Origin of the sequence: Coralliovum pocilloporae, from assembly GCF_030845175.1 — a bacterium.
GTDB lineage: Bacteria > Pseudomonadota > Alphaproteobacteria > Rhizobiales > Cohaesibacteraceae > Coralliovum > Coralliovum pocilloporae.
Map to the genome: position 1 here is coordinate 2676383 of NZ_CP132542.1, position 22947 is coordinate 2699329.

Below are 22947 nucleotides of genomic sequence, written 5' to 3' on the forward strand. Positions count from 1 at the left end.
TGTGTCATAAGAGACCGCGCAAAACGCGTTCGTGACATGGTCCGGTTGCATTGCACCGGCAGTGCCTAATATCGCCCTGCTGGAGGAGTTATCGGGATGTGTTCTGCGCTATTTGACGAAAACTTTGAGCTTTAGTTAGGCTGTGACCGGCGTTCTCAAGTTAGAATTTTAGTTCTTCAGATCTATAATATGATTGATTTCGTGATCCATACCAGGGCTTGAATTTCCCTGCCTCAGTGTAAGTACCGAGCCATGTATGATCTCCATTCAGTTGAAACTCGAAATCCCCTCCTACAAATCCAATCGAGTCTTTGCGCTGCCATGTGCCGGACCAGACACCAGCGTCGATTTCTCCTATGAGACTCCCCCAGACATGCTTGTTACTTCCTGTCAAATTGTCTCCAGTGTACAGCGCCGTTGCCCTGTTTCCCCGTTGTGTAATTTCCATTGTATGAAAGCAAAGTTCTTCATTTGAACAATTTACTTTTGTGTACCAGGTGCCACCCCAGTAAGTATCGTAAAAGCGCGCCTTAGAATATTCGACAGCCAAAGGAGCTAATATTTCTGAAAAGAACGCTCCAAAGGTTGCGCATGTTAGGCCAAACAGAATTCTTTTCATTGAAAATAGCCCTTAAAATTCAATTTATTTTATTTATCTTGCCTTAGTTTCATGGAATATCAACATGATATTTTGATACTGAAGTTAAAAAGGAAACGCTCTTATATCTAAAAAATACTTCATCTCCCTCTTCGCACACAAAAAAACGCTCCGGCGAGCCGGAGCGCAGTGGGTACTCTAGGGAGGAATACAGAACTTCTCAAATCTGGTCATCACGGCCTATCCGATGATGATCAGTGCGCCTGAGTGAACATGCAGAGGGGCACATGTTCAGACAGTTGGGTCGGAGCTAACCAACACTGCTGCTTTCGGAAGACGCATAGAGACGATTGTTCCCTCACCAACACGCGAACATATCCGCATGCTGCCCCCGTGCAGCTCAACCAGAGATCGTGCAATGGCCAGCCCAAGACCAGATCCCTGGTGATTTTTGGTGAACTGATTCTGCACCTGCTCGAACGGCCTGCCAAGTTTCCTCAGCTCGTTCTGCGGGATGCCTATTCCCGTGTCCCGGATGGTGACGATGACCGAATCAGCAACCACCTTTGCCTTAAGGAATATCCTACCATCTTCCGGCGTGAATTTCACGGAATTCGACAAAAGGTTAATGATGGTCTGCTTCATTGCCCGCCTGTCGGCCAGCAGTTCCAGGCTGTTGTCGAGGTCTGTTTCAAGGGTCAGTTTGCGCTGTTCCGCCTGTGTTTGAACAATGCGGAGCGCCTCTTCAACAAGCGGCTTGAGGCAGATCTCTTCTCTTTCAAGTTGCAGATGCCCGGCCTCGATTTTCGACATGTCGAGAATGTCATTGATCACACCCAGCAGATAGGTGCCGGAATGATGGATGTCTTCGCAATATTCCCGATATTTGTCAGCACCCAGCTTGCCGAACATCTCGCTGGTCATGATTTCCGAGAAACCGATGATGGCGTTCAGCGGTGTTCGCAGCTCATGACTGATATTGGCGAGGAACTCAGACTTGATCTTGTTGGCCTCTTCGGCCTTTTCCTTCTCGTCGGCGTATTTTTCTGCCAGTTCAAGAAGCTGCTGTGCCTGGGTTTCCAGGGTCTGCCGCGACTGGCGCAGGTCAGATACGGTGGACAGCAGACGGCTTTCGCTGTCGGTCAGGCGCTTGGCCTGCTGTTTCAGCAGGGTAATATCGGTGCCGACGGAGACGTAACCGCCATCCTTGGTCCGGCGCTCGTTGATCTGCAGCCAGCGCCCATCAGAAAGCTGAGCTTCATAGGTATGATGCATGCCGACAGCGTCATCTGCTGAAAGCCCTACATCCGGTAGGGTGGTGCTGACCATTGGGTGGCGGCCCGCTTCCAGAACCACCGCATAGGGCGTGCCCACGCGCACGGCTGAATCAGGCAGATTGTGCAGCTGCTGATATTTCGAGTTACACAGGACCAGTCGGTTATCGGCATCCCAGAGAACAAAGGCCTCTGAAATGGTCTCAACCGCATCACGCAGGCGGACATCGGCCTGCTTGGTGCGTTCGGCCTGCTTGCGCTGCTCGGTTATATCGACAGCGATGCCCAACAGGTGAGGTGTACCGTCAGCCGTCTCGACGATCTCGGCCCGGGCGCGCAGCCAGACCCATTCCCCGTTGGCATGGCGCATGCGGAACACGCGGTCCACATTGGTCTCACCGGATTTGAGCAGGGTGTCAGCCAGTTCGTAGAGATCGCCGTCATTCTTGTTGACCAGTGCATTGACTTCCGAGAAGCCGAGGAGGTCGTCCCTTGGTTCCATGCCAAGCAGGTCGAACATGGAGTGGGACCAGAACATGCGTCCGCGTCCCAGGTCCCAGTCCCAGAGGCCACTATGCCCGCGTTGTAGAGCCGCTTCGATCCGGCCATGAGCATCTCGATAAATCCGGTCGGCCTCGTCTGCCCGGGCGGACTGATTGAAGAAGCCGTAAATGATGACCAGGAAGATGAAGCTGGTGGCCACAAAGATGGTCACATTGATCGACACTTCCTTCCGCCACATCTCCTCAATGTCGTAGATGGGCTGGATGATGGCTACAGAGCCGAGCGGGGCAGGCAGGTGGTGCACAGCGCCAAGTGCGGCACGTTCGTCAGCCAGTTCAATCTGCAACACGCCAGCATCAGAACCAAATGTGGTCAGAGGCTGGGCCAGACCAAGCAGTTCGATAAGCGGGCGCTTCTCATATACATGGTCCTGCGGATAGGCCAGCAACACGATGCCTGTCTGGTCGGTGAAATAGATCCGCCGACCTTCTGCATAAATGTCTTCCGGCAGTGTGGAGGAAAGCAGCGTTGTCAGCTGACCTTTGATGTCGCTTCCCTCAGACAGGTCCAGCCCGTTAGCGGCCTGTGACAGAGTGCTGATAGCCAGGGAGAGTTCCCGCTTGGCTGAATCCTGCCGTTCAAGCTTCAGCCCCATCAGGTCGACAATACGCACAAAGCCCACGAGAGCGAGAAAGATAACGATGAGAAGCGGGATGGATCGTTTAAGGAAAGGTTCTGCGGCGATCAGCCGTTCATAGGTCGGTCTGGCGATCAGGCGCATATGTCCGGTGAGGGTCGGCTTGGAGAACAGCGGTTGCGAAACCTTGAATCTCTTCGCATCCGCCGTGCCGGTTGTCCCTGCACGGTGCATCTCTGTCCCCCTTGATTCCTCAGTTGATGATTCGTCTCTGCTGCCCATCCGAATCACCTCCATTTGAATCGAGGTGAATCGGCTTGTCTAGCCCCAAACGCAAAAAAAGCGTTAACGGGTTGGCAGCGCTGTTTCATCAGTGGAATCCGTGTCCCGGTCTCAGGAATCGGTGAGGTTTCAAGGGGAATGTTCCTATGCCAGGCTCCTTTCCGCGATATCGCGAACGTCTTTTGACAGGCTGTCCTTGTCGAGAATGCGCTGCAGCGCTTCTCGTGCATGATGCTGCCTGTCTTCAGTCATGGCGCGCCACGACCGGAAGCTGGTCAGAAGGCGTGATGCCACTTGCGGATTGCTGTCATCAAGGGTGATGACATGGTCGGCTACAAAGGCATATCCGGCACCGTCAGCCCGGTGGAACTGGGTTGGATTGCCGGTGGCGAAGGCGCCAATCAGCGAGCGGACCCTGTTCGGATTACTCATTGAGAACGAGCTGTGCCGGGTCAGGTCAATGACCTTGCCAAGGGTGTCCGATTGCGGAGCCATGGCCTGGACGGATAGCCATTTGTCGATCACCAGCGCGTGGTGCTGATAGCGCTCGTGAAAGTCATCCAGAACCGCGTCAGCTGTCTCCGCACCTGCCATCACCAGGGTGGAGAGGGCTGCAAAGCGATCTGTCATGTTGTTCGCCGTCTCATACTGGCTGTGAGCCAGCGCATAAGCCTCATCGGAACCACTGGCCAGCATAAGGTCAAGCACGGCATTGCGAAGTGACCGCCGACCGGCCTCGGCCGCATCTGGTGAGTAGGCTCCGGAGCCTTCAAGCGCCCTGTAGAGGGACGGGAGATCGGGGCCGAGTGTCTCGGCTGCTTTGACCTTCAGGGCCTTACGAGCCGTGTGGATGGCGTCCGGATCGACATCCTTGCCGATTTCCCTGGCGATATCAGCCTCACTTGGCAGGGTCAGAACCTGGGCGCGGAAGGCAGGCTCAAGGCTGTCATCCCGGATGATGGACAGCAATGCTGAGAGGAAGCGCGGGTCAACTGAAAGCGTGCCGCGTGCACCATCGATCAGATGCCGTGTCGCCAGGTCCTGGGCGGCCTGCCAGCGATTGAAGCCGTCACTGTCGGAGGCCATCAGGTGCAGGCGGCTGTCATTATCCGTCTGCAGAGTCAGATTGACCGGTGCGGAAAAGCCGCGCAGCAGGGACAGAACCGGAGGTGTCTCCATCGGCCCGAACACCACCCTGTGGCGGCCCTGGCGCATATGCAGAACGTCGCCCTGCAGATGATCTCCACCCTCATGGATCAGCGCGCTGATGGGCATGTCTGCGCCATGCTCATTGAGAAGGCCGAGCCGAACGGGGATATGCAACGGCTGTTTCACCGGCTGGCCCGGCGTTGGCGGGCAGGACTGTTCGATGGTGATGCCAAACAGGCCGGATGAGAAGTCCCAGTCGGTTGATACGATCAGTTCCGGCGTGCCGGCCTGACTGTACCAGAGCTTGAACTGGTCAAGATCCTGACCGGTTGCCTCGGCAAAGCAGGCGAGGAAGGATTCAATTGTGGTGGCGTCGCCATCGTGGCGATCGAAATAAAGATCCATTCCGGCGCGGAAACCGTCATCGCCCAGAATGGTCTTCAGCATCCGGCAAAGCTCGGAGCCCTTCTCATAGACGGTCGCAGTGTAGAAATTGTTGATTTCCGTATAGCTTTCAGGACGCACAGGATGAGCCAGCGGGCCACCATCTTCCGGGAACTGATGAGATTTGAGCAGCCTGACATCGCTGATGCGTTTAACCGCCCGGGACCGCATGTCAGAGGAAAATTCCTGATCGCGGAAAACCGTAAGGCCTTCCTTCAAACAGAGCTGGAACCAGTCACGGCAGGTGATGCGATTGCCGGTCCAGTTATGGAAATACTCATGCGCAATAACAGCTTCGATATTGGCATAGTCCTGATCAGTCGCGGTTTCCGGATTGGCCAGCACATATTTGTCGTTGAAGATGTTGAGGCCCTTGTTTTCCATGGCCCCCATATTGAAGTCGCTGACGGCAACGATGTTGAAGACATCCAGATCATATTCCAGTCCGAAGGCGTCCTCGTCCCACTTCATCGACCGTTTCAGGGCATCCATGGCGTAGGCGCAAAGATGTTCCTTGCCGTGCTCAACATAAATGCCAAGTTCCACCGGCTTGCCGGAGCTCGTGGTGAAACTGTCATGGATTGAGGCGAGGTCACCCCCAACAAGAGCAAAGAGGTAGGATGGTTTCGGATGCGGGTCGTGCCAGACGGTAAAATGCCGGTCCGTGCCCTCAATTGTACCGCTGTCCTGCAGATTGCCATTGCCAAGCAGAATGGGAGCCTCTGCCTTGTTTGCTTCAAGGCGCGTGGTGTAGACGGCCAGCACATCCGGCCGGTCGAGGAAATAGGTGATCCGGCGAAAGCCCTCAGCTTCACATTGTGTGCAATAGGTGCCGGAAGATCGATAAAGCCCCATCAGTCGGGTATTGGCCGTCGGATCAACCTTTGTCGTCAGCGTGAGGGTGAAGAGGCCTTCTGGCGGTGCAAGAAGGACAAACTGATCCCGGCTGACCGTATAGGCATCATCCGCAAGCGCAGCGCCGTCCAGATCTGCGGAAACGAAATCAAGGTCATCACCATCGAGAACCAGAGCGGCTGTCTCGGTTCCCGTACCCTCACGCTTTCTCAGCGTAATTGTGCTGGTGATCAGCGTTTCTGTCGGATGCAGTTTGATGTCCAGAGAGACCGTTTCGATCGAATAGGTGGAGGGTGTGTAATCATCCAGACGGATCACAACAGGCGTCTCGGTCCGCATCCGGTTTCCTTCTTGACCATTGGCCCGTCACTTTGCAGCGCAGACCAGAACAGAGCTTGAGTCCAATAGAACAGGAGTCCAGATGTAAGGTGATTTGCGCAGAAAACCAAGCTTCGCTCGCCTGAATACAGTCACTTCAGCAAAAGAATTCACAACTGTCGTGAAGAGATCATGATCTTGACCCTAATAAAGGCATTTGAGGAGTTTGAGATGGTTTTTCGTTATTTTATGGTTGTTGCTGCCCTGTTTATTTCAACCGGTATTGCGCTGGCTGGAGATCATGCCCATTCCTGGCTTGCTCCGGTTGATCTCTATTGCGTGCGGGTAGAGCAGTCATTCTGGGCCGAGCCTTTGAATGCCCTGTCCAATGGTGCCTTTCTGATTGCTGCTGTTCTTGCCTGGCGTCTGGTTGGTCGTCGTGGAGGTGGGTATGTCGCGTATGGCTTTGCCGCTTTGATTGGCGTGATAGGTCTTGGATCCTTCCTGTTCCACACATTTGCCAATCGCTGGTCACTGCTGGCGGATGTTCTGCCTATAACCCTGTTTATCTACGGGTTCTTCTTTGTTGTCCTGTATCGTCTGCTGGAGCTCCCTCTGTTACAGGCCGTTTTTGGAACAGGAGCTTTTCTCGGCGCATCTTTTGTGTTTGCCAGTGCACTGCCTCAAGGGTTTCTCAACGGTTCTAGCGAATACCTTCCGGCCCTGGCAGCGCTTTTGTACCTGGGTGCCCTGATCCGTCGCAGGAATGCGTATGCTGGTTATAGCCTGCTTACCGCAGCCCTTGTGTTTATTGTATCCATCACCTTCCGCTCAATCGATAATGCAATCTGCGAGACCCTGCCCATCGGCATTCACTATGTCTGGCATATATTGAATGGTGTGGTGCTCTATGCCTGTGTCAGAGCGTTGACGGGTGAGCCCGCACAGACCTCAAGGGTCATCACATCTTGATGAGCGGCGATCCGTCACCTTGACGGAAAGCAACGCACCAGACACATAAGGCGCATATAAACCGGATTGATAACGGTGACTTTGGGGCTGCATCACAAGATGCGCGGAATAGCTCTGGTTCAAATCACAAGATTGAGCCACGCTATCTGAAAGAGAGCAGACTATGGAATTCGACATTACGATCTGGGGCGCGTTGATTGCCGGACTGATCTCCTTCATCTCCCCATGTGTGCTGCCCATCGTACCGCCCTATCTGTGCTATCTCGCGGGCGTATCCCTTAACCAGCTGACCGGTGAGGATGGTGAAGGCGCTGATCCGGTCAAGGTTTTCACAGCGGCGCTGACCTTTGTGCTCGGCTTCTCGACTGTCTTTGTGGCGCTCGGAGCCGGGGCCTCTCTGGCCGGTATTTCGCTTGCAGAGCATGCCAGCTGGCTCATCTATGTGGCTGGAGCCATCATCATTGCCATGGGGCTGCATTTCCTCGGTGTGTTTCGTATCCGGGCACTCTATTCCGAAGCCCGCGTTCATGTGGACAAGAAACCGGCTGGTGCCTTTGGTTCCTATCTGATTGGCCTCGCATTCGGTTTCGCCTGGACACCCTGCATCGGCCCGATCCTGGGCACCATCCTTGTGGTGGCTTCTGCTGAAGAAACTGTATCACAGGGGGCTCTCCTGCTGGCGGTCTATTCCCTCGGTATTGGTATTCCATTCCTGCTGGCCGCTGCGTTTGCCGGACCGTTCATGCGGTTCATGGCAGGTTTCCGCCGTCATCTCGGCAAGGTGGAAAAGGTCATGGGTGGCCTGCTGGTCTTCACCGGTATCATGATCATGACCGGTCAGCTGGCCCGCCTGTCTTACTGGATGCTTGAGCTGTTCCCGGGACTGGCCACCATCGGCTGATCCGGATGTGCCCTAGGCCGTCTGTTCAACTGGCTTCAGCTCATGGCGGCGGGCGAAATACCAGACCCATGCCACACTCTGTAAGGCCAGGAATGCCGTGAACGTGACGGTATAGCCGGTTGAAACACCGCTCTCGAACAGATCAATCAGTTCTCCCGTCAGCCATTGCATGGCAAAAGCCAGGATGAAAACGAGAAAGTTGATCGCTGTGTTGACCCGCCCGGCCAGGGCGCGGGGGAAGAGCTGGGTCAGCGCCGCATATGAAATAATCCCTGATGTTCCCGCGAAGGTGTAAAGCAGCCAGACCGGCCACACAGTTTCAGCGGGAAGCAGGATCAACAGCACCTGGGCCACGAGAAAAGCGCCCATACCGCAGACGCTGACTGTTGCCGCCGAGATGCCCCGGTTGCCGAGACGTGTTGCCAGAGCCCCGAGCCCCAGAAATCCCGCCATCTGTGCTGCAGCCATAAAAGACAGAAGATTGGCCGCCGATGCTGGTGTAAACCCTGCCAGGTCTCTCAGCCAGGGGCCTGCCCAGAGCGTCGGGATAGCCAGATAGGTGGCCTGGCTTAAGACGCAGAGTGGCGTGATGGCCCAGAAGGCCGGATGAGTGACAACGGTCTTCAGACCCTGCATCTGCTGGCCAAAGCTCTGTGGAGAAGGGCGGTCACCATCTTTCCGCGGCACAATCAGATAGATGGCCAATGCCACTATTGCAGTTGCCACGGCCAGGGCAAAGAATACGGCGCGCCAGTCAAAGGCATTGATAAGGAAATCGGTCGGGCGACCGCCCACCAGAGCCCCAAGCCCGCCTGCGGTCAGGTGGATGCCATTGATCAGTGGCAGACGCTCCGCACTCGACCATTCCGCGTAAGCCTTGAAGGCCGCCATCAGGGCTGCGGAAACGCCAAATCCGATCAAGGCCCTGCCGATAGTCAGACCAACCAGCCCGGTTGAGGCCGCAAAAATGGCTGATCCGGCAGCGGCAAAGAGCAGAAGAACAGCTTCCACCTTGCGCGGCCCGAACTTGTCGAGCAGAAGGCCGAGCGGGATCTGTGCGGCGGCAAAGGTCAGGAAATAGGTGCTGGTCAGCAGGCCAAGGTCACCTGAATCAAGCTGCATGGATTCAGCCAGATGCGGGCCGGCAACACTATTCACCACCCGGAACAGATAGCTCAGGAAATAACCCAGCGCGAAAGGAATAAGCACACGAAGAAATAACATGCGCAATCGGTAAAGAGCAGCCCGCCAAAGAGCAAACTGTTTTTGACCAAACAGTCAAAAAAAGAACTGTCCGGGTCAGATTGAACGCAGAAAGCCGAGCGAAACCCGGTCGGTGCGACATTTTGTAGTGCTGGCAGATTGTGGATTGATTATCTCGACAGGGTGCTGCATATAATAAGTATATAAAATACCTAATTTAGAGGTTACCATGTCTCTCAATGCCTATCCAAAGACATCTTCGGATCCGCTTCATCCGTCGATCACGGAAGAGCAGATCTCTGATCTTGTTGACTGCTTCTATGGGGCTGTCAGGCAGGACGAGCGCCTGGGGCCGGTCTTTGAAGGCCGGATAGCCGGACGCTGGGATGAGCATCTGGGGCGGATGAAACTGTTCTGGGGCTCTGTTCTGCTGCGCGATGGCGGGTACAAAGGGCAACCGATGGTCATTCACAAAAGGCTGGATACAGCTGCTCCGGATGACTTCAGGATCTGGCTGACCTTGTTTCGCGCCCAGGCGCAGAAGAGCTTTGAACCGGAGGCCGCAAGGCTTGTTATCGAAGCGGCTGAACGGATCGCCCAGAGCCTTTGGCTGGGCATGTTCGGTGATCCCTTCTCCAAGCCGCCGTGCTGGATGAAATCTGAAACGGTCGAACCATCAGTTGATGTGGAGTGTGCCCTATGATCCCCGCCATTGTTCTTATCGCAGAGGTGCTGTGTTTTCTCTGGTTTGCTGCTTTCTGCACGCTTCTGACAAGCATGCACAGGGAAGCGCGCCATATGAAACCCCCGGCAATGGACAGATTCGGGCGGGTTCTCTCTGGAAGTGCCCGTATAGCCTTTGGTCTGGGTGTTGCAGCCCTGTTCGTGCTGACAGGCACACAGGTCATAGAGTTCATTCAGGTCTCTTGATGGAAACAGGTGATCTGAATCCTGAAAACAGGAGAAAACAATGCTGAAGAAAGATATCCTTCTTCCCGCCTTTCTGGTCTTTGGTGCCGCGCCCATGCCTCTGTGGCTCTGGCTGGTGGTCTGGTTGTATCTTTAGGGTTTTGACCCTAGTCCCATAAATTCCATCCGTTCAGACCCATCAATCAACGGGATTTGACCACGCGATTGCCGCGTTGAAAGCAATCATGGCGGGATAAAAGGTTATGTTTGCGATAAAACTTAATAATAATATGTATATAATGTATATATATTAAAATATACTTGTATATTATTAATATAATTTAGCACTTTATACGAAAGTATCGCGTGGATATTCACCTTCTGGGCGTGTCGTGCTTTACTGATTGCGGTTTCGTATCGGGCGAAACTGTAAAGGGAGTACGGGGAGGCTATCAGCGCGGGGGCGTATTGCAAGTACAGGTCGTCGAATAACTGGTCTTACAGGTCTCTGCGGTCGGGAGCGGGGGAAACCTGTCATTGACTTCGAAAGGAGTTCTTTCGAAGGCGGGTTTGCTGTGTCTTGTATTGTGTGTCCGCAAAGAAGCTCCTCTTTCAGAAAAGAGGAAAACAGGATGAAGGATACATTTGATCCTCTTGTCACTGCAGAAGCTATTTCGGTCCTTGCAGATGATATTCGAGAGCAGAATCTTGAGATCAGGGTCGAGTATGATTTTGATCGGCTGAACGAGGTTTGCCAGTCCTTTGAGGGCAAGGAACTGTCAGAGCAGTTCCAGACACGTTATTTCGATTTTACGCCAGCCAATGCATTCTGGCTGGCCATTTCTGAACCGGGCGGGCGTATCATATCGGTTGTTGCTGCCCGGTTTGAAGACCTTTCGGGGATCAGATTGTCTGATCACTGGCTACAGCAGCAGAAACGGATCTATATCGACCCCTATGGTGGCGATGCCCGCCTGGCGGAGCAGTCCTGTCCTGGGGCCGAACAGATTACCGGTCGGGTCGTCTATCATGGTGATATGTGGCTGGAAAAGGAATATCGCGGCGGCCCGCTGGCGATGCTGATTACACGGCTCAGCCAGCTTATGGTCTACGCCAAATGGCAGCCGGACTATATCTACTGCTTCATGTCCGAAAAACTGGTTCAGCGAGGATTCTCGACCGGGCAGGGCTACGCCCATATGCAGCCTGTGGGGACGCACTGGCTAGTGGCACCGCATCATATACCTGCCGACGATTGGCTGCTGTGGAACGCACGGTCAGATCTGACCTATCTTGCGAGGGTTCTGTCGGGGAGAGCTGTAGCGGCGCAGTCATACAGCCAAGCACACGAGCCCCGCTTGGTGTCTGCATTGGCAGAATAAGCCGTTCATAAGTGATGACGGCCTCACCAACATCGTGAAGGATGGTATGGACCGACACGGTGTCGAAATTGGCTTCGCCGTTCTGGGCTGCAAAATAGCCCGGAGCGGCGAGCTTTTCCAGCTCGCTGTCAGGCGTGACATCATTATCCAGAACAGACTGTGCCCATTCCCTGCCATAACAGCGGGATACAAAGCTGTCTTCACCGATAAACAGAAATGGTGGCGACTGGAATTCCTGTCCCTTGGCTGAGCACAAGGTGAGCTTTGGCAGAAGATCCGACCATGCTTCATCCAGCCGGCCGTTCAAGGCACGCCAGCGCTGCCAGAACGCCACCACATCCGCCTGCGCGGTGCGGTTTTCCAGACAGCTCAATGAATCGGAATGGACAAAGTTCATTGCAGTGTACTGTTTCCGGCTTCCGTATCCGACATCAGTTTGGAAATCTTGTTGATGTAAAGCAGGGTCGTTTCCACTTCATCATCGGTCAGGTCATGCAAACTGTCTTTGCCGAATGACTGTTTGAGATAGGCCTGGCCTACGGCTTCCAGGCCAAGTGCATTCAGGTTCCGTTCGATTTGGCGAATCCTCGATGTTCGGGACGCAGGTTTGGCCTGATCCAGGATATTCCAAATCTCACGACGAATATTGGTCATATGGTTGTCCGCCTGTGATGGGTCATGCCGTCCCTCATTAATGCGCCCACCATAGTTTTAGGTGCGGTCAGGGTGAAAATCAACCTGTGGGGGAGTTGTCTCCCCGCCCTCGCAACCAGTTTGTCAGGTCACCAAGCGGCAGTTCGCCGTTGATTTGCAGCGTATCGGTATCAGACTGCATGCCTTGAAAATAGTCATACAGGCGAGAAACGAGGGCTGCAAAATGATGCGCCTCAAGAGACAGCTTTTCCTGCTCAAGCCATGACTGAACCGAATAGACCACTTCGGTCAGCAGCGCTGTATCAAGCGGATCGCGATCTCGAAGCCCGAACATTGTGTCGGTGGGCTCATCAGAAAGGCCGTAGAGATATTCAGCCGTGGTGTTGAGAGCCTGAGCAATCCGGGCAATGGATTCACCGGAAGGCGACTTGCTGCGACCACGCAGAATGTTGCGGATCGTATCCTTATCAACTCCGGCGACATCACAAACAGTAGATGCCTTAAGGCCGGAAGCCTCAAGGCTGATTTTCAGACGGTCTCTTAAAGTCTCTGACATTATCTGTTCCGGAGGTTGTAATTTACCTCAGTTGAATTTTTTAGCGGTACCTGTACCTTTTTGGTTGCGGTACCTGTACCGGTACGTTAAACTATTTGTAGATGGTCGTTCAAGAAAAACTTGAACAAGGTCTTGGTAAATTTGTGTTTTCTGCCCCGAATCGGAATTCGCGATTATTTTCGACCCTGAAACCGTCAACAAAGAAATAGTTAGCTCCGTACCCCCCTTTGGTACTGCAGAAACCGCTCATCTGGGCGGTTTCTGTCGTTTGGGCACTCGTTGTTGCGTTGAATGGGATTCCCGCAACATGCTCACCACTTTTGCTGAAGCGCGTTGTTTTCGCAAACCCGGTTCCTATTTTGGCGCAACGCGCTTTAGATACATCCCCGACAAGAGACCTGCAGCTTTGAAGGAGCGGTGTTCCGGATTTGCATCCGGAGATGCATTATAGCGTCAGGAATGTTTCGGTCTGTCGAGGGTGCGACTATGCCAGTGTTTCCGGCAAAGGGACATGTAGCGGTCATTCCCGCCAATCTCGATCTGGTCGCCGTCCTCGACCACCTCGCCATGATCATTCAGCCGGACAACCATGGTTGCCTTGCTGCCACACCAGCAGATCGTGCGGATTTCGCGTAGAGCATCTGCCAGGGCCAGCAGCGCGGCGCTGCCGGGAAAGAGCTTGCCCTGAAAATCAGTTCGGATGCCGTAACAGAGAACCGGAATACGCAGCTTGTCTGCCACATGTGCCAGCTGCCAGACCTGCTTTTCCGTCAGGAACTGGGCCTCGTCCACGAAGACCGCATCGATATGCGCTGCCTCATGAGCGTGGCTAACATGGGTAAAGAGGTCGCTGTCATTGTCATAGGTGTCAGCCTCGGCCTCGAGGCCAATCCGGGACGAAATCGTCCCCCGTCCGGCCCTGTCATCAAAGGCTGCGGTCAGCAACAGGGTCCGCATGCCGCGTTCCCGATAATTGTAGGAAGCCTGCAGCAGGGTCGTGGACTTCCCTGCATTCATGGTCGAGTAGTTAAAGTAAAGCTTGGCCATCAGATATCACTGCGTAACCTGAACCCCGGAACGATGGCAGTGAGAAAGGCCACAGTGGTGCGATTCTGTCAAATGAAGCTGTTTTGGTAGCTGCCGAAAGAACTGGTTCTAAAGTCTGCTTTGGCGTTCTCAGCCATACCAACTCCTCAGTTCAGTTCTGCCTTAATGTCCGTTAACGTTTCGCGCTGAACCCGGGTATCCAGATATGGTGTCTGAAGTCGCCTGACGAGCCGGGGAAAGTATGCGTATCCGGGGGTAGGGCAGTTGAATTCACACCTTTTGAGACAGACGTTTATTGCGGCAGGACTGTCTGCGACAGTGGCAAGTGGTGCCCTGGCACAATCCGCGCCGTCCCTGTTTGCTGTTCTTGCTCTGAGCCCCGGCGATACGATCAGCGGGCTCACGTGTAATCCTGACGGAACCGTTCAGAGCGTCACTGTGAGTGGGACCTTTCCCGGTGGTGCACCGTTTTCGTTCACCTCCAACACCACGGTTCCTGTTTCTGAATGTCTGACGGGCGGTCCAACCCCTCCAACACCAACTCCTCCAACTCCGGGTGGGGGAGGCTCGACGCCTCCCACACCGTCTTCCTCAAGTGCTGCGACATCCGAGCAGGAGAGCAATCTTGCTGTGGCGGACCAGACTGCGGGCAGTGGTGTGGATGACTGGAGTGATGATATTCCGGGTTTCGATGAAGGATCAGGCAAACTTGATCCGGAGAGTCTGACCGGGGCTGATGCGGATCTCTGGGCAATTTTGTCTGGCGAGTATGATGATGTGGTTGATGCTGAGCACGAGCTAGCGGATGCGAGAAACAATTTCGGACGTCAGAGCTCCATCTATCACATGGTCAAGTCTATCGAATTCGTCGAGGATACCTCACAACCGGGCACATTCGTCATCGTCTATGATGGGTATTCGAACGGCAAACGCGATCCGTTTGGCGAAGGAATTCAGATCAGCGATGAAGATGACCGGCAGAACTTTGAGGATCTCTATGGCATAGATACCGGCCCGCTGCTGGAGGCCCTCGAAAATGGTGATCTCGGTGCAGCTCAAAGTGCCTATGGACAACTGGTCCAGTCCCAGACGGACGCCTTGATTGCAGCCGATGACAAGCAGACCAACGCTGTTCTCAACTATAACCAGCTCGTGGATAACGGCCGGGTTCAGTCCTATAACAGTGCGGCTGAATCCGCCTCGACCAGCGGGCTGGCGGAACCTCTTCTGGGTTCTCTCCGTTACGCACCCGAAAGCGTTCCTTTCAGTGGTGAAGCGAACCAGGCTTTTGATGCGATCAATCAGGCGCTTGGCCTGCCCCGCAGCTCTGGCCCGGGAGGGCAGGGGGTCGCCTATGTCTCGTCCCTGTTGCCAGGGCAGCACGCGGCCGGGCTTAGCAAGGGTGCGCGCACCTTACAGGAACAGGTCAGGGATCCGGCGCGCCGTGCCGTGCTGAGGCGGCAGCTGCGGCAGGCCTTTGCAAGACAGGCAGCCGGACAACACGGGACCGGCGTCAGCTCACTTCAGACATGGGTCTCTACAAACCATAATTTCAGCGATGACAATCGCCGCGGAGCCGAGGCGGATGGCGATCAGACCGTGATTGAGGCCGGAGCTCTGATGCGGGTGCATGAGGATGTGGTGATTGGCGCAAAACTCCGTTATCGCCATCTGGATTCGCAGCGCAGGGACAGGAGCATCTCGACAGAAGCTGATGGCTTCGGTGGTGCCGTGTTTGCCCGGTTTTCCTTGCCGCAAGGCGCCGTGCTGACACCGCTTGTCGCTCTTGAATTCACCAGAACCGACCTTGACCTTACGGCGGGCGGTACAACGCTGACCGGTACATTCGACACGGATATCCTGACCATCGGCGGCACCCTGTCGCGGGAATTCACATTCGAGGACCAGGACAATAACCGCACTTTCTATATCGAGCCGAACCTGTCCCTGTCCTATGTCACGGCCCGTCGGAGTGCCTATACCCGCTCAGATGGAGCCCAGATCCCCGGCACGCGGGTTGATACGGGCACATTGAGCTTCAACCCCACCTTCGGCGTCCGGCTCTATGATGTGGGCACGATGCTGAAGAGCGCCGAGCCGTTTATCGGCGTGAGTGGTGTCTGGAATTTCGAAACACCCAATGACTTCCTGTCCACCAGCGGCACTCTGGTGGAAACGCCAGACCTGTTCGCCGGGATCAACGGTGGTATCTCGATTGAGACAGAAGGTGGCATGCGCGGCACACTCCGGGCCACCTATTCCGGCCTCGGCTCAGACATCCGCTCAACCTCCATCTTCGGCCAACTGACCATTCCGCTGGATGGGTTTTAGGGGTGTGTTTAGCTGGCCTTCGGAAAACCTCTTTGACCCTTAGCCGAGTATGACGTTTTATGTTTAAATAAAACGTGCAGGAGGGGGGCATGGCAGAAACTGAAAATGCAAGTATCGAACTTGAAAGAGTTCGTCAAAGGTACGGTCTGTACAAGGTTCTTGCGGGAAGTGCCGCAGTCGGCATTATATCTGCGATGCTGCCGTTCATAATTGAGCAGGCCAAGATCTCACTTGATACCGAGAAGTCTCGACGCGATTTTGTTGTAGAGTATGTTAGAATGCTCGAGGAAAAACCGGATTCTCAAATTGCACTAGCGGACTATTTTTCTTTTGTTTTGCCGAGTGAGAAGCAGCGCGGCTTATGGGCGGCGTATGGCAAACATCTGGCTGAGAAAAGTGCGGCGGAAAACGCGAAAAGCCAAGAGCTTGAACGACTCTTAAAAGAGAGCGATGGCAACAAAACGGCTGAGGTCAGTAAACTTCAGAGAGAACTGTTCACGTTAAGGCAACAACTCAAGCCGCTCATCTCCACTGGCAAGCAATGCTTAAGCAGCAGAGCATTCTCGAGAACCGCAAGTGAGTATGAACGATTATTCTGGAGCATAGAAGTCAGTCAGCGTAACAAGAAACAAGTCAAAGACTTGGCTGACAGGGTTTTGGCAGAACGTGCTCGTTATGAGAACGTGGTGCAAGACACGCTGGTTCCATGGTTTTTTGTTGGCCTGATCCATATGATGGAAAGCCAGTTCAATTTTTCCGGGCATCTTATTAATGGCGACCCACTCACAAGCAGAACAGTTAATATTCCTGCTAGTCGTCCACTATCAGGTACGCCACCTTTCACATGGGAAGAGAGTGCGAAAGATCTAATCGAATATAAAAAATACAGACAGTTGAAGGACTGGTCATTGAGCCGGATACTTTATCGGCTAGAAAAGTACAATGGATGGGGATATCGGCATAAAGGGGTTTGCTCGCCTTATCTCTGGTCCTTTTCTCAGCACTACAGAGGCGGCCAGTATGTTGCTGATGGTGTCTATTCGCCCAAAGCCATATCCAGGCAGATCGGCGCGGCCGTTGTTTTAAAAGAATTGGTGGATCGTGGGGCTATTTCTTTAGACTGAGTTTCCGCACGCAGACTGCTTGTTCTCACTTATACCCGATCCGGAAGCCGCCCCAGTGACGGCCGTTTACGCGGATGGTGCAGGAGGCGTCTTTCATCAGGACGAATTTGCCGCCACCCATATCGCGACGATAAGTCTGCAGCTGGCGGCCACTGGCGTTCTTGCCGGCACCCAGGCCGACAGGGTCGTTGAAGATGCGGCGGTTGCGGCAATGGCTGGCATTCCACACCGGGTCTGACCCCTGTTTCTGGGAGAAAACCAGATTATGCGTTGGCAGATAGCCATTCCTGTCCACCGCCGCGCAGAACACCATGGCGTCATGCTGCTGGAGCAGGGGCTCCTGAACATCAGGCAGAAGGCGGTCAGTGAGCTCGGTGAACTTTGTCATCACCTGCTCAGGGTTTGTACCAGGAACGGGGGTGTAGGTGAAGTCGAACAGGTCGTGCTCGCTGATGGTCCCGGATGCGATCGCGTCTTCAAACAGTTGACCGATCTGCGCCGCTGTCCGTTCTGCGCAGCCCAGCATACGGGCGTCCAGAGTTTCAATGCCGTCAACGGCTGTGGAGCTGATCAGGCTGTCTGCGGAGCGGACGGCCCCGACGGCTTCCTCTGAAGCCTTGGAGAGCGATGCGGCATCGGCCGTCAGCTGACTGTCGAGCGTGCGGACTTCGCCCGAGAAGTCGCTCAGCGTCCGACTGTTTTCATCCACACGACTGGAAATGTCTGATGATGAGGACTGAAGCTGTCCCATGGTCTCCTCAAGGCTGACCATGACATTCTGAACTGCTTCTGTTGTGTCCTTCACGGCACTCACCTGGGAGACAGCTTCGTCGCAGACACCGATCAGGGATCCTGTTTCCTCGTCCAGGGAAGCGATGGTCTCTGCAATCTTCTCTGTGGCCTGGCTCGTCTGCTGGGCAAGCGCTTTGACCTCTGAGGCTACCACCGCAAAGCCGCGTCCGGCTTCACCGGCGCGCGCTGCCTCAATCGTGGCATTTAGGGCTAGAAGGTTGGTTTGCCGGGCAATCCCGTCAATCACATCAGAGAACGAGCGGACGCCGGTCAACGCGTTCTGCAGATCCTGTAGCTGACTGCTGATATCTCCCACAGCCTGGGACAGGGTCGCAATCGTATCGACTGCGGTATTCACCTGGGAGCGGGCCTGTCGGGATTCCTCAATGGATGCATCGGACTGGGCTCGGGTTTCCTGGACAGCCGTTGCAATCTGCTCATTGATGGATTGCACACGGTCGATGGATGCCTGAAAAGACTGGAATGTTTTGCTGGTCGATGCAGAGTGTGCAGAAGCATCCTGAAGGACGCCTGCCACATCAGCAATCTGCAGGCCGAAATGGGACATGTTTTGCGCGAGGTCCCGCGCCAGATCCAGATGTGAGCTGCACGGATCTGTGGACTGGCCTTCCATGACCTCGACGGGCTGATCTGACACCTTTTGCTCCCCACTCGGCTGATCAAACTGAACGAGATATACTGTTTTATGGTTAACAAAGCGTGTGTTGAAGGCCGGTTCCGCTTGTCACTTATACGTATAAATATCTGGTTTCTAAGTTGATTTCCGATCGTGGTCTTGGGTGGTATGTCAGTGACGGGCATATGCCTGATGATGCAGTCATAACTGATGCTGATCACCTCATTTCACGATGGTGTTCAGCTACCTTTATTTTCACGGTTTCGAAACAATATGAAGGCAAGGGCACCGGGGCATCAAGTCAGGAGATCAGCATCATGATGAGACGCTCGGCATTTTCCACACTCGCCCTTGTAGCTGGATTGTCAGTTGCAGGGTTTGGTGCCCCGTCAGGGAGCAATGCAAAGGCAGCAGAAACCGGTCTGACCGGATCTTCCTTAGTCACCAAAGCGGCGCTGAAACAGAAATCCAAGCGGCAGAAGAGGGCAGCGAAGGCCAACAGCCTGCGCAAGGGGCATAATGCCCAGAACCGCCGACAGTCTCGCGGTCATTATATAGGGCCGCGCCGGGTTCTGCGTTTCTATGGTCATTATGACACCTTCGGTCGCTACGGTGCTCGCTGATCAGTCAAGTACGTTCACGATGGCGTTTACGTAAGCGTAATTTACAGAACCGCTCCCATATGAAGAACGTAGTTAACGAACAGGCAAGCAGGAAACACCAAATAGGAAAGGTTAGAAGACATGTTCATTAAGTCATTGTTCTCAGCACTCGCCCTCGCAGTTGGTCTTTCTGCGGGATCAGTCGGCTCTGCAGCGGCGGCGCCGGTTACCTTCACAGAGCTCGCGGCCAAGGATCGCGCAAATGTGGTGCAGGCTGGTTTTAAATATAAATTCAAACGCCATCGCGGCTTTAAGAAGCATTATGGCTTCCGGAAGCATCATGGTTTCAAACGCCATCACGGCTTTAAGCGCCATCATGGTTTCAAGAAGCGTCATGGGTTCAAGAAATACTATGGCTTCAGCCGTCACAGCAGCTTCCGCAGCCGTGGTTTCGGTGGGCATCGCGGTTTCCGTGGCCATCGTGGTGGTCGCGGTCACAGCAAGCACTAAGAGTGTTGGCTGAGCGATAAGCTTTACCATCTGGCCGGCTCGTCCCTTCTGGTGCGAGCCGGTGTCGTTTGAAGAAGCCTAAGCGACTAGAATAGCTGCCGCCTCGTCAATAAGGGCAGCAGCCAGAATATCGGAGCCGAAGATTGGCTGCTGCCGTCTCTTCTGGATGAGCGCCAGATCCCGTCCGGCCTGAGGTAGATTAAGAGGGCGTAACGCGATGTCCCGGCTGTGAACACCAACGGCGGCAGTATAGATCTCTGGCAGGATAGCAACACCAACACCGGTCGCTGCCATCAACCGGATGGTGTCAAGACTGCTTCCTGTATAATCCGCTGAAATGGATGCGCCACAGTCACTGGCCAGATCATGAACGATCCGGGACAACCGATGGGATCGGTCCAGGGTAAGAAGGATCTTGTCCTTCAAGTCAGTCATACCAACGGGCCCAGTCATGTCTGCTAGCGGATCATCAAGGGCAAAGGCAATCCAGAAGCGCTCGCTGAACAGAGGCGTCTGCAGGGTGTTGGGGTGATCCTGCGGTGTCGAGATGATCAGATCCAGCTCCCCATCACGCAGCCCTGCTTCCAGGGCCGAGGTGTTCTCATCCTTCAGCACAAGACGCAGGTTGGGGTGATCCTGATGAAGCCGTCTCACCACATTGGGCAGGATGTAAGGGCCGATGGAGGGCAGGACGCCAAGTCGTAACTGGCCGTCAAAGGGCCGTCGCCCTTTGGCAGAAATCATGAGGTCATCCATCTCGCGCAGGATAGTCCGCGCACGACGCACCACGTCCTGGCCAAGGGGCGTGACCTGAGCGCCGTTGCGGCCACGATCAAAGATCCTGAGGCCCAGTTCTGCCTCGCATTCCGCGATCTGTGCCGACAGGCTTGGCTGGGCTACGTTCAGCTTCTTTGCAGCAAGACCAAAGCGCTCCGTGTCTGCCACAGTCACCACATATTGCAATTGTCGCAGGCTGATCGACATCCATATTTCCAGACTATTGTTCTTATTGTTTATATATATTGGAACTATATCAAAAGACAAGATACCAGCAGCGCCAGACAGAACCGAGCCTGCTGCACAACGCCATATGCGAGGTGTCGGCAAGCCCTCACACCCATGCTGGAGCCCCTATGGACGCCATCTTGTCGATGCTGGCGGGAAATCTTCTCGCGCCCACCATCCTGTTTTTCCTCCTTGGTCTCATTGCGGCGGTCACCCGCAGCGATCTGTCCATGCCAGAGGGGGCGGCAAAGATCATGTCGATCTATCTGCTGTTTGCCATCGGCTTCAAGGGTGGGGCGAACCTCATCAGCAATGGCCTGACTTGGCAGACATTCGCGACCCTGGGGGCAGGGGCTGCCCTCTCCTTTGTCATTCCCTTCATTGCATTTTTCCTTCTGAAGCTGATGACCAGGCTGGATGACCTCAACGCGGCGGCAGTCGCGGGGCATTATGGCTCAATCTCGATTGTTACGTTCGTCACGGCCACAAGCCTGCTTGAGCTGAACGGTATGGAGTTTGAAGGTTACATGGTGGCCGTTGCGGCCGTGATGGAAGTGCCCGCTATTCTCTCAGCCTTGTGGATCGCGGGGTCAAAGGGCAATGCGACCCAGTCCAGAAAGAAACTGGTGCGGGATATCGTCGGCAATGGCTCCATTGTCCTGCTGGTGGGCTCGTTCATCATCGGTGCAATTACAGGCAAGGAAGGGCTTCAGGACCTCGATCCGTTTATTGTTGTGCCCTTTACCGGCATTCTCTGTCTCTTCCTGCTGGATATGGGCCTGTCTGCCGGGCGCAGCATCCTCGAGAACCGGCACTATCTGACGCCCGGCCTCTTCGGCTTCGGCTGTCTCATGCCGCTGATTGCAGCACTTCTGGGCTTCGGTATGGGGTCCCTGGTCGGGTTGTCAGATGGCGGTGTCTTCCTGCTCATGGTGCTGGCCGCATCCGCGTCCTACATTGCGGTGCCGGCTGCTATGAAAATCGCCCTGCCACAGGCCCAGTCCGGCATCTATCTCACCATGTCCCTTGGCGTTACCTTCCCCTTCAACATAGCCATAGGCATCCCGCTCTATCTATGGATCGCAACGCTTTGAGGCTTTCGTCTGCTGTTGTCTCAACAGCGCCATGATTAGGTCTTCATGTATGACAAAGTTCACATAGCGCTCCGTACGGGGCGCTATGTCGCAGTGTGTCTGGACCGTAGGCCGAATAGACTGAAATTATGACTTTGCTTCGAACCCTTTTCCTGATCCTGGCTCTCATCGTGTCTCAGACTGCGATGATGGCGACCGTGGGTGGTGTGCCTGCTGCAGCCAGCGTATCAGGCTCTGATCGCCATATGGGGCATACATCAGCGGAGATGGAGCACGGGGAAGCGACACCGGCAATGCCATGTTGCGTGGATATGTCTGATCTGTCGTCCCATGGAGCAGGGGGCTGTGTTTTCTGTGTTATGATGCTGTCTTCTGATATTGCTCAACCCGATGGGCGGGTTAAACAGGTCGTCTTGCCCACCGTGAAGCTCTTCCGGTCAAGGCAGAGCGCACAACTGCTACGACCTCCAATATCCTGATCTTTCTGAATAGACCCGCGTGTTGCTGCAACACGCACCTGATGATCCGGCGAAGGCTGCGTTCTGCTTGTCAGAGGCGTGCGATCAAGCTCTCAATCGGCTTCAGGAATAAATCCCGCTCCGCAGGCAGCACTCTGTCTCTGTGAGCAGGTTTGAAGTATCAGAAAGGTTTTAAAATGAAAAAGAGTAATCTTATCAAGGTGCTGTCGGTTCTGTTTCTCGTGACAGGGCTGTCAACAGCGGTCTCGGCAGAGACTCTTGGGAAAATGTCAGTGTTCAAGTCACCCTATTGTGGCTGCTGCACCGCCTGGATGCAGGCCATGGAGAAGGCAGGCTTCTCAATTGATGTCGAGAATATCGAAGATATGGACCCGGTCAAAAAGCAGGCCGGGATTCCTGAGGATATGCAGGCCTGCCATACAGCTGCAGTGGATGGATATGTGATTGAGGGGCATGTTCCCCTCGAAGCCGTCCACAAACTACTTGAGGAACGCCCCGACATCCGCGGTATCGCCGTTCCAGGAATGCCGATGGGCTCGCTCGGCATGGGGGACGATGAAAATGCCCGATACACGGTCTATGCGCTGCCCAGGGACCCGTCAAAGGATCCGGAGCCTTTCTTTGAGGCGGGAGAATAGGGATCTGATCCCAAGAGCACGAACCTGCGTTGGGAGGAGGCTAGAGAACT

At 54.6% G+C, this 22947-nt stretch carries 22 protein-coding genes; 12 read left to right on the forward strand and 10 right to left on the reverse strand.

Features of this window, described 5'->3' with window-relative positions:
• Positions 1 to 160: 160 nt before the first annotated feature.
• From RA157_RS12275 to pepN, 3 genes are all read right to left on the reverse strand, one after another.
• Complete coding sequence (locus RA157_RS12275; protein WP_350333414.1) at positions 161 to 619, reverse strand: hypothetical protein; 459 nt, start codon at positions 617 to 619, stop codon at positions 161 to 163.
• A gap of 270 nt (positions 620 to 889) precedes the next feature.
• Positions 890 to 3247, reverse strand: a complete 2358-nt coding sequence (locus tag RA157_RS12280; RefSeq protein WP_350333415.1) for a sensor histidine kinase — start codon at positions 3245 to 3247, stop codon at positions 890 to 892.
• 192 nt (positions 3248 to 3439) lie between these two features.
• The gene (gene pepN / locus RA157_RS12285) at positions 3440 to 6082 is read right to left on the reverse strand and encodes an aminopeptidase N (protein WP_350333416.1); all 2643 of its coding nucleotides are present in this window, start codon (positions 6080 to 6082) and stop codon (positions 3440 to 3442) included.
• Positions 6083 to 6292: 210 nt separating this feature from the next.
• Between pepN and RA157_RS12290 the strand changes: the two genes are divergently transcribed.
• Positions 6293 to 7033, forward strand: coding sequence for a ceramidase domain-containing protein (locus RA157_RS12290; protein WP_350333417.1), 741 nt, complete (start codon positions 6293 to 6295; stop codon positions 7031 to 7033).
• A 163-nt stretch (positions 7034 to 7196) separates the two neighbouring features.
• Positions 7197 to 7934: a cytochrome c biogenesis CcdA family protein gene (locus tag RA157_RS12295; RefSeq protein ID WP_350333418.1), complete on the forward strand. Its 738-nt coding sequence runs from the start codon at positions 7197 to 7199 to the stop codon at positions 7932 to 7934.
• 12 nt (positions 7935 to 7946) lie between these two features.
• Here RA157_RS12295 and RA157_RS12300 read toward each other — a convergent pair whose 3' ends face one another.
• Positions 7947 to 9158 (reverse strand): MFS transporter, encoded by a 1212-nt coding sequence (locus RA157_RS12300; RefSeq protein ID WP_350333419.1) that lies wholly within the window; start codon positions 9156 to 9158, stop codon positions 7947 to 7949.
• A 208-nt stretch (positions 9159 to 9366) separates the two neighbouring features.
• Between RA157_RS12300 and RA157_RS12305 the strand changes: the two genes are divergently transcribed.
• The 4 genes from RA157_RS12305 to RA157_RS12320 all read left to right on the forward strand — a co-directional run bounded on the left by RA157_RS12305 (position 9367) and on the right by RA157_RS12320 (position 11678).
• On the forward strand, positions 9367 to 9840 hold the full coding sequence (locus RA157_RS12305; RefSeq protein ID WP_350333420.1) for a group III truncated hemoglobin: 474 nt from the start codon (positions 9367 to 9369) through the stop codon (positions 9838 to 9840).
• Complete coding sequence (locus RA157_RS12310) at positions 9837 to 10067, forward strand: hypothetical protein (RefSeq protein ID WP_350333421.1); 231 nt, start codon at positions 9837 to 9839, stop codon at positions 10065 to 10067. Before RA157_RS12305 ends, RA157_RS12310 begins: the two co-directional genes overlap by 4 nt.
• 611 nt (positions 10068 to 10678) lie before the next feature.
• Positions 10679 to 11428, forward strand: coding sequence for a hypothetical protein (locus tag RA157_RS12315; RefSeq protein WP_350333422.1), 750 nt, complete (start codon positions 10679 to 10681; stop codon positions 11426 to 11428).
• Between the two features lie 46 nt (positions 11429 to 11474).
• Positions 11475 to 11678, forward strand: a complete 204-nt coding sequence (locus RA157_RS12320; RefSeq protein WP_350333423.1) for a hypothetical protein — start codon at positions 11475 to 11477, stop codon at positions 11676 to 11678.
• 143 nt (positions 11679 to 11821) lie between these two features.
• Here the strand turns inward: RA157_RS12320 and RA157_RS12325 are convergent, their stop codons facing one another.
• From RA157_RS12325 to RA157_RS12335, 3 genes are all read right to left on the reverse strand, one after another.
• Positions 11822 to 12082 (reverse strand): hypothetical protein, encoded by a 261-nt coding sequence (locus RA157_RS12325; RefSeq protein WP_350333424.1) that lies wholly within the window; start codon positions 12080 to 12082, stop codon positions 11822 to 11824.
• A 79-nt stretch (positions 12083 to 12161) separates the two neighbouring features.
• Positions 12162 to 12638 carry a helix-turn-helix domain-containing protein gene (locus RA157_RS12330; protein WP_350333425.1) on the reverse strand — a complete coding sequence of 159 codons (477 nt, stop codon included), beginning with the start codon at positions 12636 to 12638 and terminating at the stop codon, positions 12162 to 12164.
• Positions 12639 to 13091: 453 nt separating this feature from the next.
• On the reverse strand, positions 13092 to 13685 hold the full coding sequence (locus RA157_RS12335; protein WP_350333426.1) for a thymidine kinase: 594 nt from the start codon (positions 13683 to 13685) through the stop codon (positions 13092 to 13094).
• 279 nt (positions 13686 to 13964) lie between these two features.
• Here RA157_RS12335 and RA157_RS12340 point away from each other — a divergent pair, with 279 nt between their 5' ends.
• Complete coding sequence (locus RA157_RS12340) at positions 13965 to 16016, forward strand: autotransporter outer membrane beta-barrel domain-containing protein (RefSeq protein WP_350333427.1); 2052 nt, start codon at positions 13965 to 13967, stop codon at positions 16014 to 16016.
• Between the two features lie 89 nt (positions 16017 to 16105).
• Positions 16106 to 17140, forward strand: a complete 1035-nt coding sequence (locus RA157_RS12345) for a hypothetical protein (RefSeq protein ID WP_350333428.1) — start codon at positions 16106 to 16108, stop codon at positions 17138 to 17140.
• Between the two features lie 25 nt (positions 17141 to 17165).
• Here the strand turns inward: RA157_RS12345 and RA157_RS12350 are convergent, their stop codons facing one another.
• Positions 17166 to 18590: a methyl-accepting chemotaxis protein gene (locus RA157_RS12350; protein WP_350333429.1), complete on the reverse strand. Its 1425-nt coding sequence runs from the start codon at positions 18588 to 18590 to the stop codon at positions 17166 to 17168.
• A gap of 296 nt (positions 18591 to 18886) precedes the next feature.
• Here RA157_RS12350 and RA157_RS12355 point away from each other — a divergent pair, with 296 nt between their 5' ends.
• The gene (locus RA157_RS12355; protein WP_350333430.1) at positions 18887 to 19192 is read left to right on the forward strand and encodes a hypothetical protein; all 306 of its coding nucleotides are present in this window, start codon (positions 18887 to 18889) and stop codon (positions 19190 to 19192) included.
• Between the two features lie 177 nt (positions 19193 to 19369).
• Here the strand turns inward: RA157_RS12355 and RA157_RS12360 are convergent, their stop codons facing one another.
• Together RA157_RS12360 and RA157_RS12365 are read right to left on the reverse strand one after the other, a co-directional pair.
• Positions 19370 to 19711 (reverse strand): hypothetical protein, encoded by a 342-nt coding sequence (locus tag RA157_RS12360; protein WP_350333431.1) that lies wholly within the window; start codon positions 19709 to 19711, stop codon positions 19370 to 19372.
• Between the two features lie 48 nt (positions 19712 to 19759).
• Positions 19760 to 20665 (reverse strand): hydrogen peroxide-inducible genes activator, encoded by a 906-nt coding sequence (locus RA157_RS12365; RefSeq protein WP_350333432.1) that lies wholly within the window; start codon positions 20663 to 20665, stop codon positions 19760 to 19762.
• 149 nt (positions 20666 to 20814) lie between these two features.
• Between RA157_RS12365 and RA157_RS12370 the strand changes: the two genes are divergently transcribed.
• The 3 genes from RA157_RS12370 to RA157_RS12380 all read left to right on the forward strand — a co-directional run bounded on the left by RA157_RS12370 (position 20815) and on the right by RA157_RS12380 (position 22897).
• Positions 20815 to 21780: a sodium-dependent bicarbonate transport family permease gene (locus RA157_RS12370; RefSeq protein WP_350333433.1), complete on the forward strand. Its 966-nt coding sequence runs from the start codon at positions 20815 to 20817 to the stop codon at positions 21778 to 21780.
• 128 nt (positions 21781 to 21908) lie between these two features.
• Complete coding sequence (locus RA157_RS12375; protein ID WP_350333434.1) at positions 21909 to 22259, forward strand: hypothetical protein; 351 nt, start codon at positions 21909 to 21911, stop codon at positions 22257 to 22259.
• A gap of 176 nt (positions 22260 to 22435) precedes the next feature.
• Positions 22436 to 22897, forward strand: coding sequence for a DUF411 domain-containing protein (locus RA157_RS12380; RefSeq protein ID WP_350333435.1), 462 nt, complete (start codon positions 22436 to 22438; stop codon positions 22895 to 22897).
• The last annotated feature ends 50 nt before the right edge of the window (positions 22898 to 22947 follow it).

Bases quoted from the DNA above. Each gene is read 5' to 3' on its own strand.
- RA157_RS12305 (WP_350333420.1), top strand. From the start codon at position 9,367: ATGTCTCTCAATGCCTATCCAAAGACATCTTCGGATCCGCTTCATCCG.
- RA157_RS12310 (WP_350333421.1), top strand. From the start codon at position 9,837: ATGATCCCCGCCATTGTTCTTATCGCAGAGGTGCTGTGTTTTCTCTGG.
- RA157_RS12295 (WP_350333418.1), top strand. From the start codon at position 7,197: ATGGAATTCGACATTACGATCTGGGGCGCGTTGATTGCCGGACTGATC.
- RA157_RS12360 (WP_350333431.1), bottom strand. From the start codon at position 19,711: ATGGTAAAGCTTATCGCTCAGCCAACACTCTTAGTGCTTGCTGTGACC.
- RA157_RS12300 (WP_350333419.1), bottom strand. From the start codon at position 9,158: ATGTTATTTCTTCGTGTGCTTATTCCTTTCGCGCTGGGTTATTTCCTG.
- RA157_RS12275 (WP_350333414.1), bottom strand. From the start codon at position 619: ATGAAAAGAATTCTGTTTGGCCTAACATGCGCAACCTTTGGAGCGTTC.
- RA157_RS12315 (WP_350333422.1), top strand. From the start codon at position 10,679: ATGAAGGATACATTTGATCCTCTTGTCACTGCAGAAGCTATTTCGGTC.
- RA157_RS12330 (WP_350333425.1), bottom strand. From the start codon at position 12,638: ATGTCAGAGACTTTAAGAGACCGTCTGAAAATCAGCCTTGAGGCTTCC.
- RA157_RS12380 (WP_350333435.1), top strand. From the start codon at position 22,436: ATGAAAAAGAGTAATCTTATCAAGGTGCTGTCGGTTCTGTTTCTCGTG.
- pepN (WP_350333416.1), bottom strand. From the start codon at position 6,082: ATGCGGACCGAGACGCCTGTTGTGATCCGTCTGGATGATTACACACCC.
- RA157_RS12320 (WP_350333423.1), top strand. From the start codon at position 11,475: ATGGACCGACACGGTGTCGAAATTGGCTTCGCCGTTCTGGGCTGCAAA.
- RA157_RS12370 (WP_350333433.1), top strand. From the start codon at position 20,815: ATGGACGCCATCTTGTCGATGCTGGCGGGAAATCTTCTCGCGCCCACC.
- RA157_RS12365 (WP_350333432.1), bottom strand. From the start codon at position 20,665: ATGTCGATCAGCCTGCGACAATTGCAATATGTGGTGACTGTGGCAGAC.
- RA157_RS12355 (WP_350333430.1), top strand. From the start codon at position 18,887: ATGATGAGACGCTCGGCATTTTCCACACTCGCCCTTGTAGCTGGATTG.
- RA157_RS12335 (WP_350333426.1), bottom strand. From the start codon at position 13,685: ATGGCCAAGCTTTACTTTAACTACTCGACCATGAATGCAGGGAAGTCC.
- RA157_RS12325 (WP_350333424.1), bottom strand. From the start codon at position 12,082: ATGACCAATATTCGTCGTGAGATTTGGAATATCCTGGATCAGGCCAAA.
- RA157_RS12345 (WP_350333428.1), top strand. From the start codon at position 16,106: ATGGCAGAAACTGAAAATGCAAGTATCGAACTTGAAAGAGTTCGTCAA.
- RA157_RS12280 (WP_350333415.1), bottom strand. From the start codon at position 3,247: ATGCACCGTGCAGGGACAACCGGCACGGCGGATGCGAAGAGATTCAAG.
- RA157_RS12375 (WP_350333434.1), top strand. From the start codon at position 21,909: ATGACTTTGCTTCGAACCCTTTTCCTGATCCTGGCTCTCATCGTGTCT.
- RA157_RS12290 (WP_350333417.1), top strand. From the start codon at position 6,293: ATGGTTTTTCGTTATTTTATGGTTGTTGCTGCCCTGTTTATTTCAACC.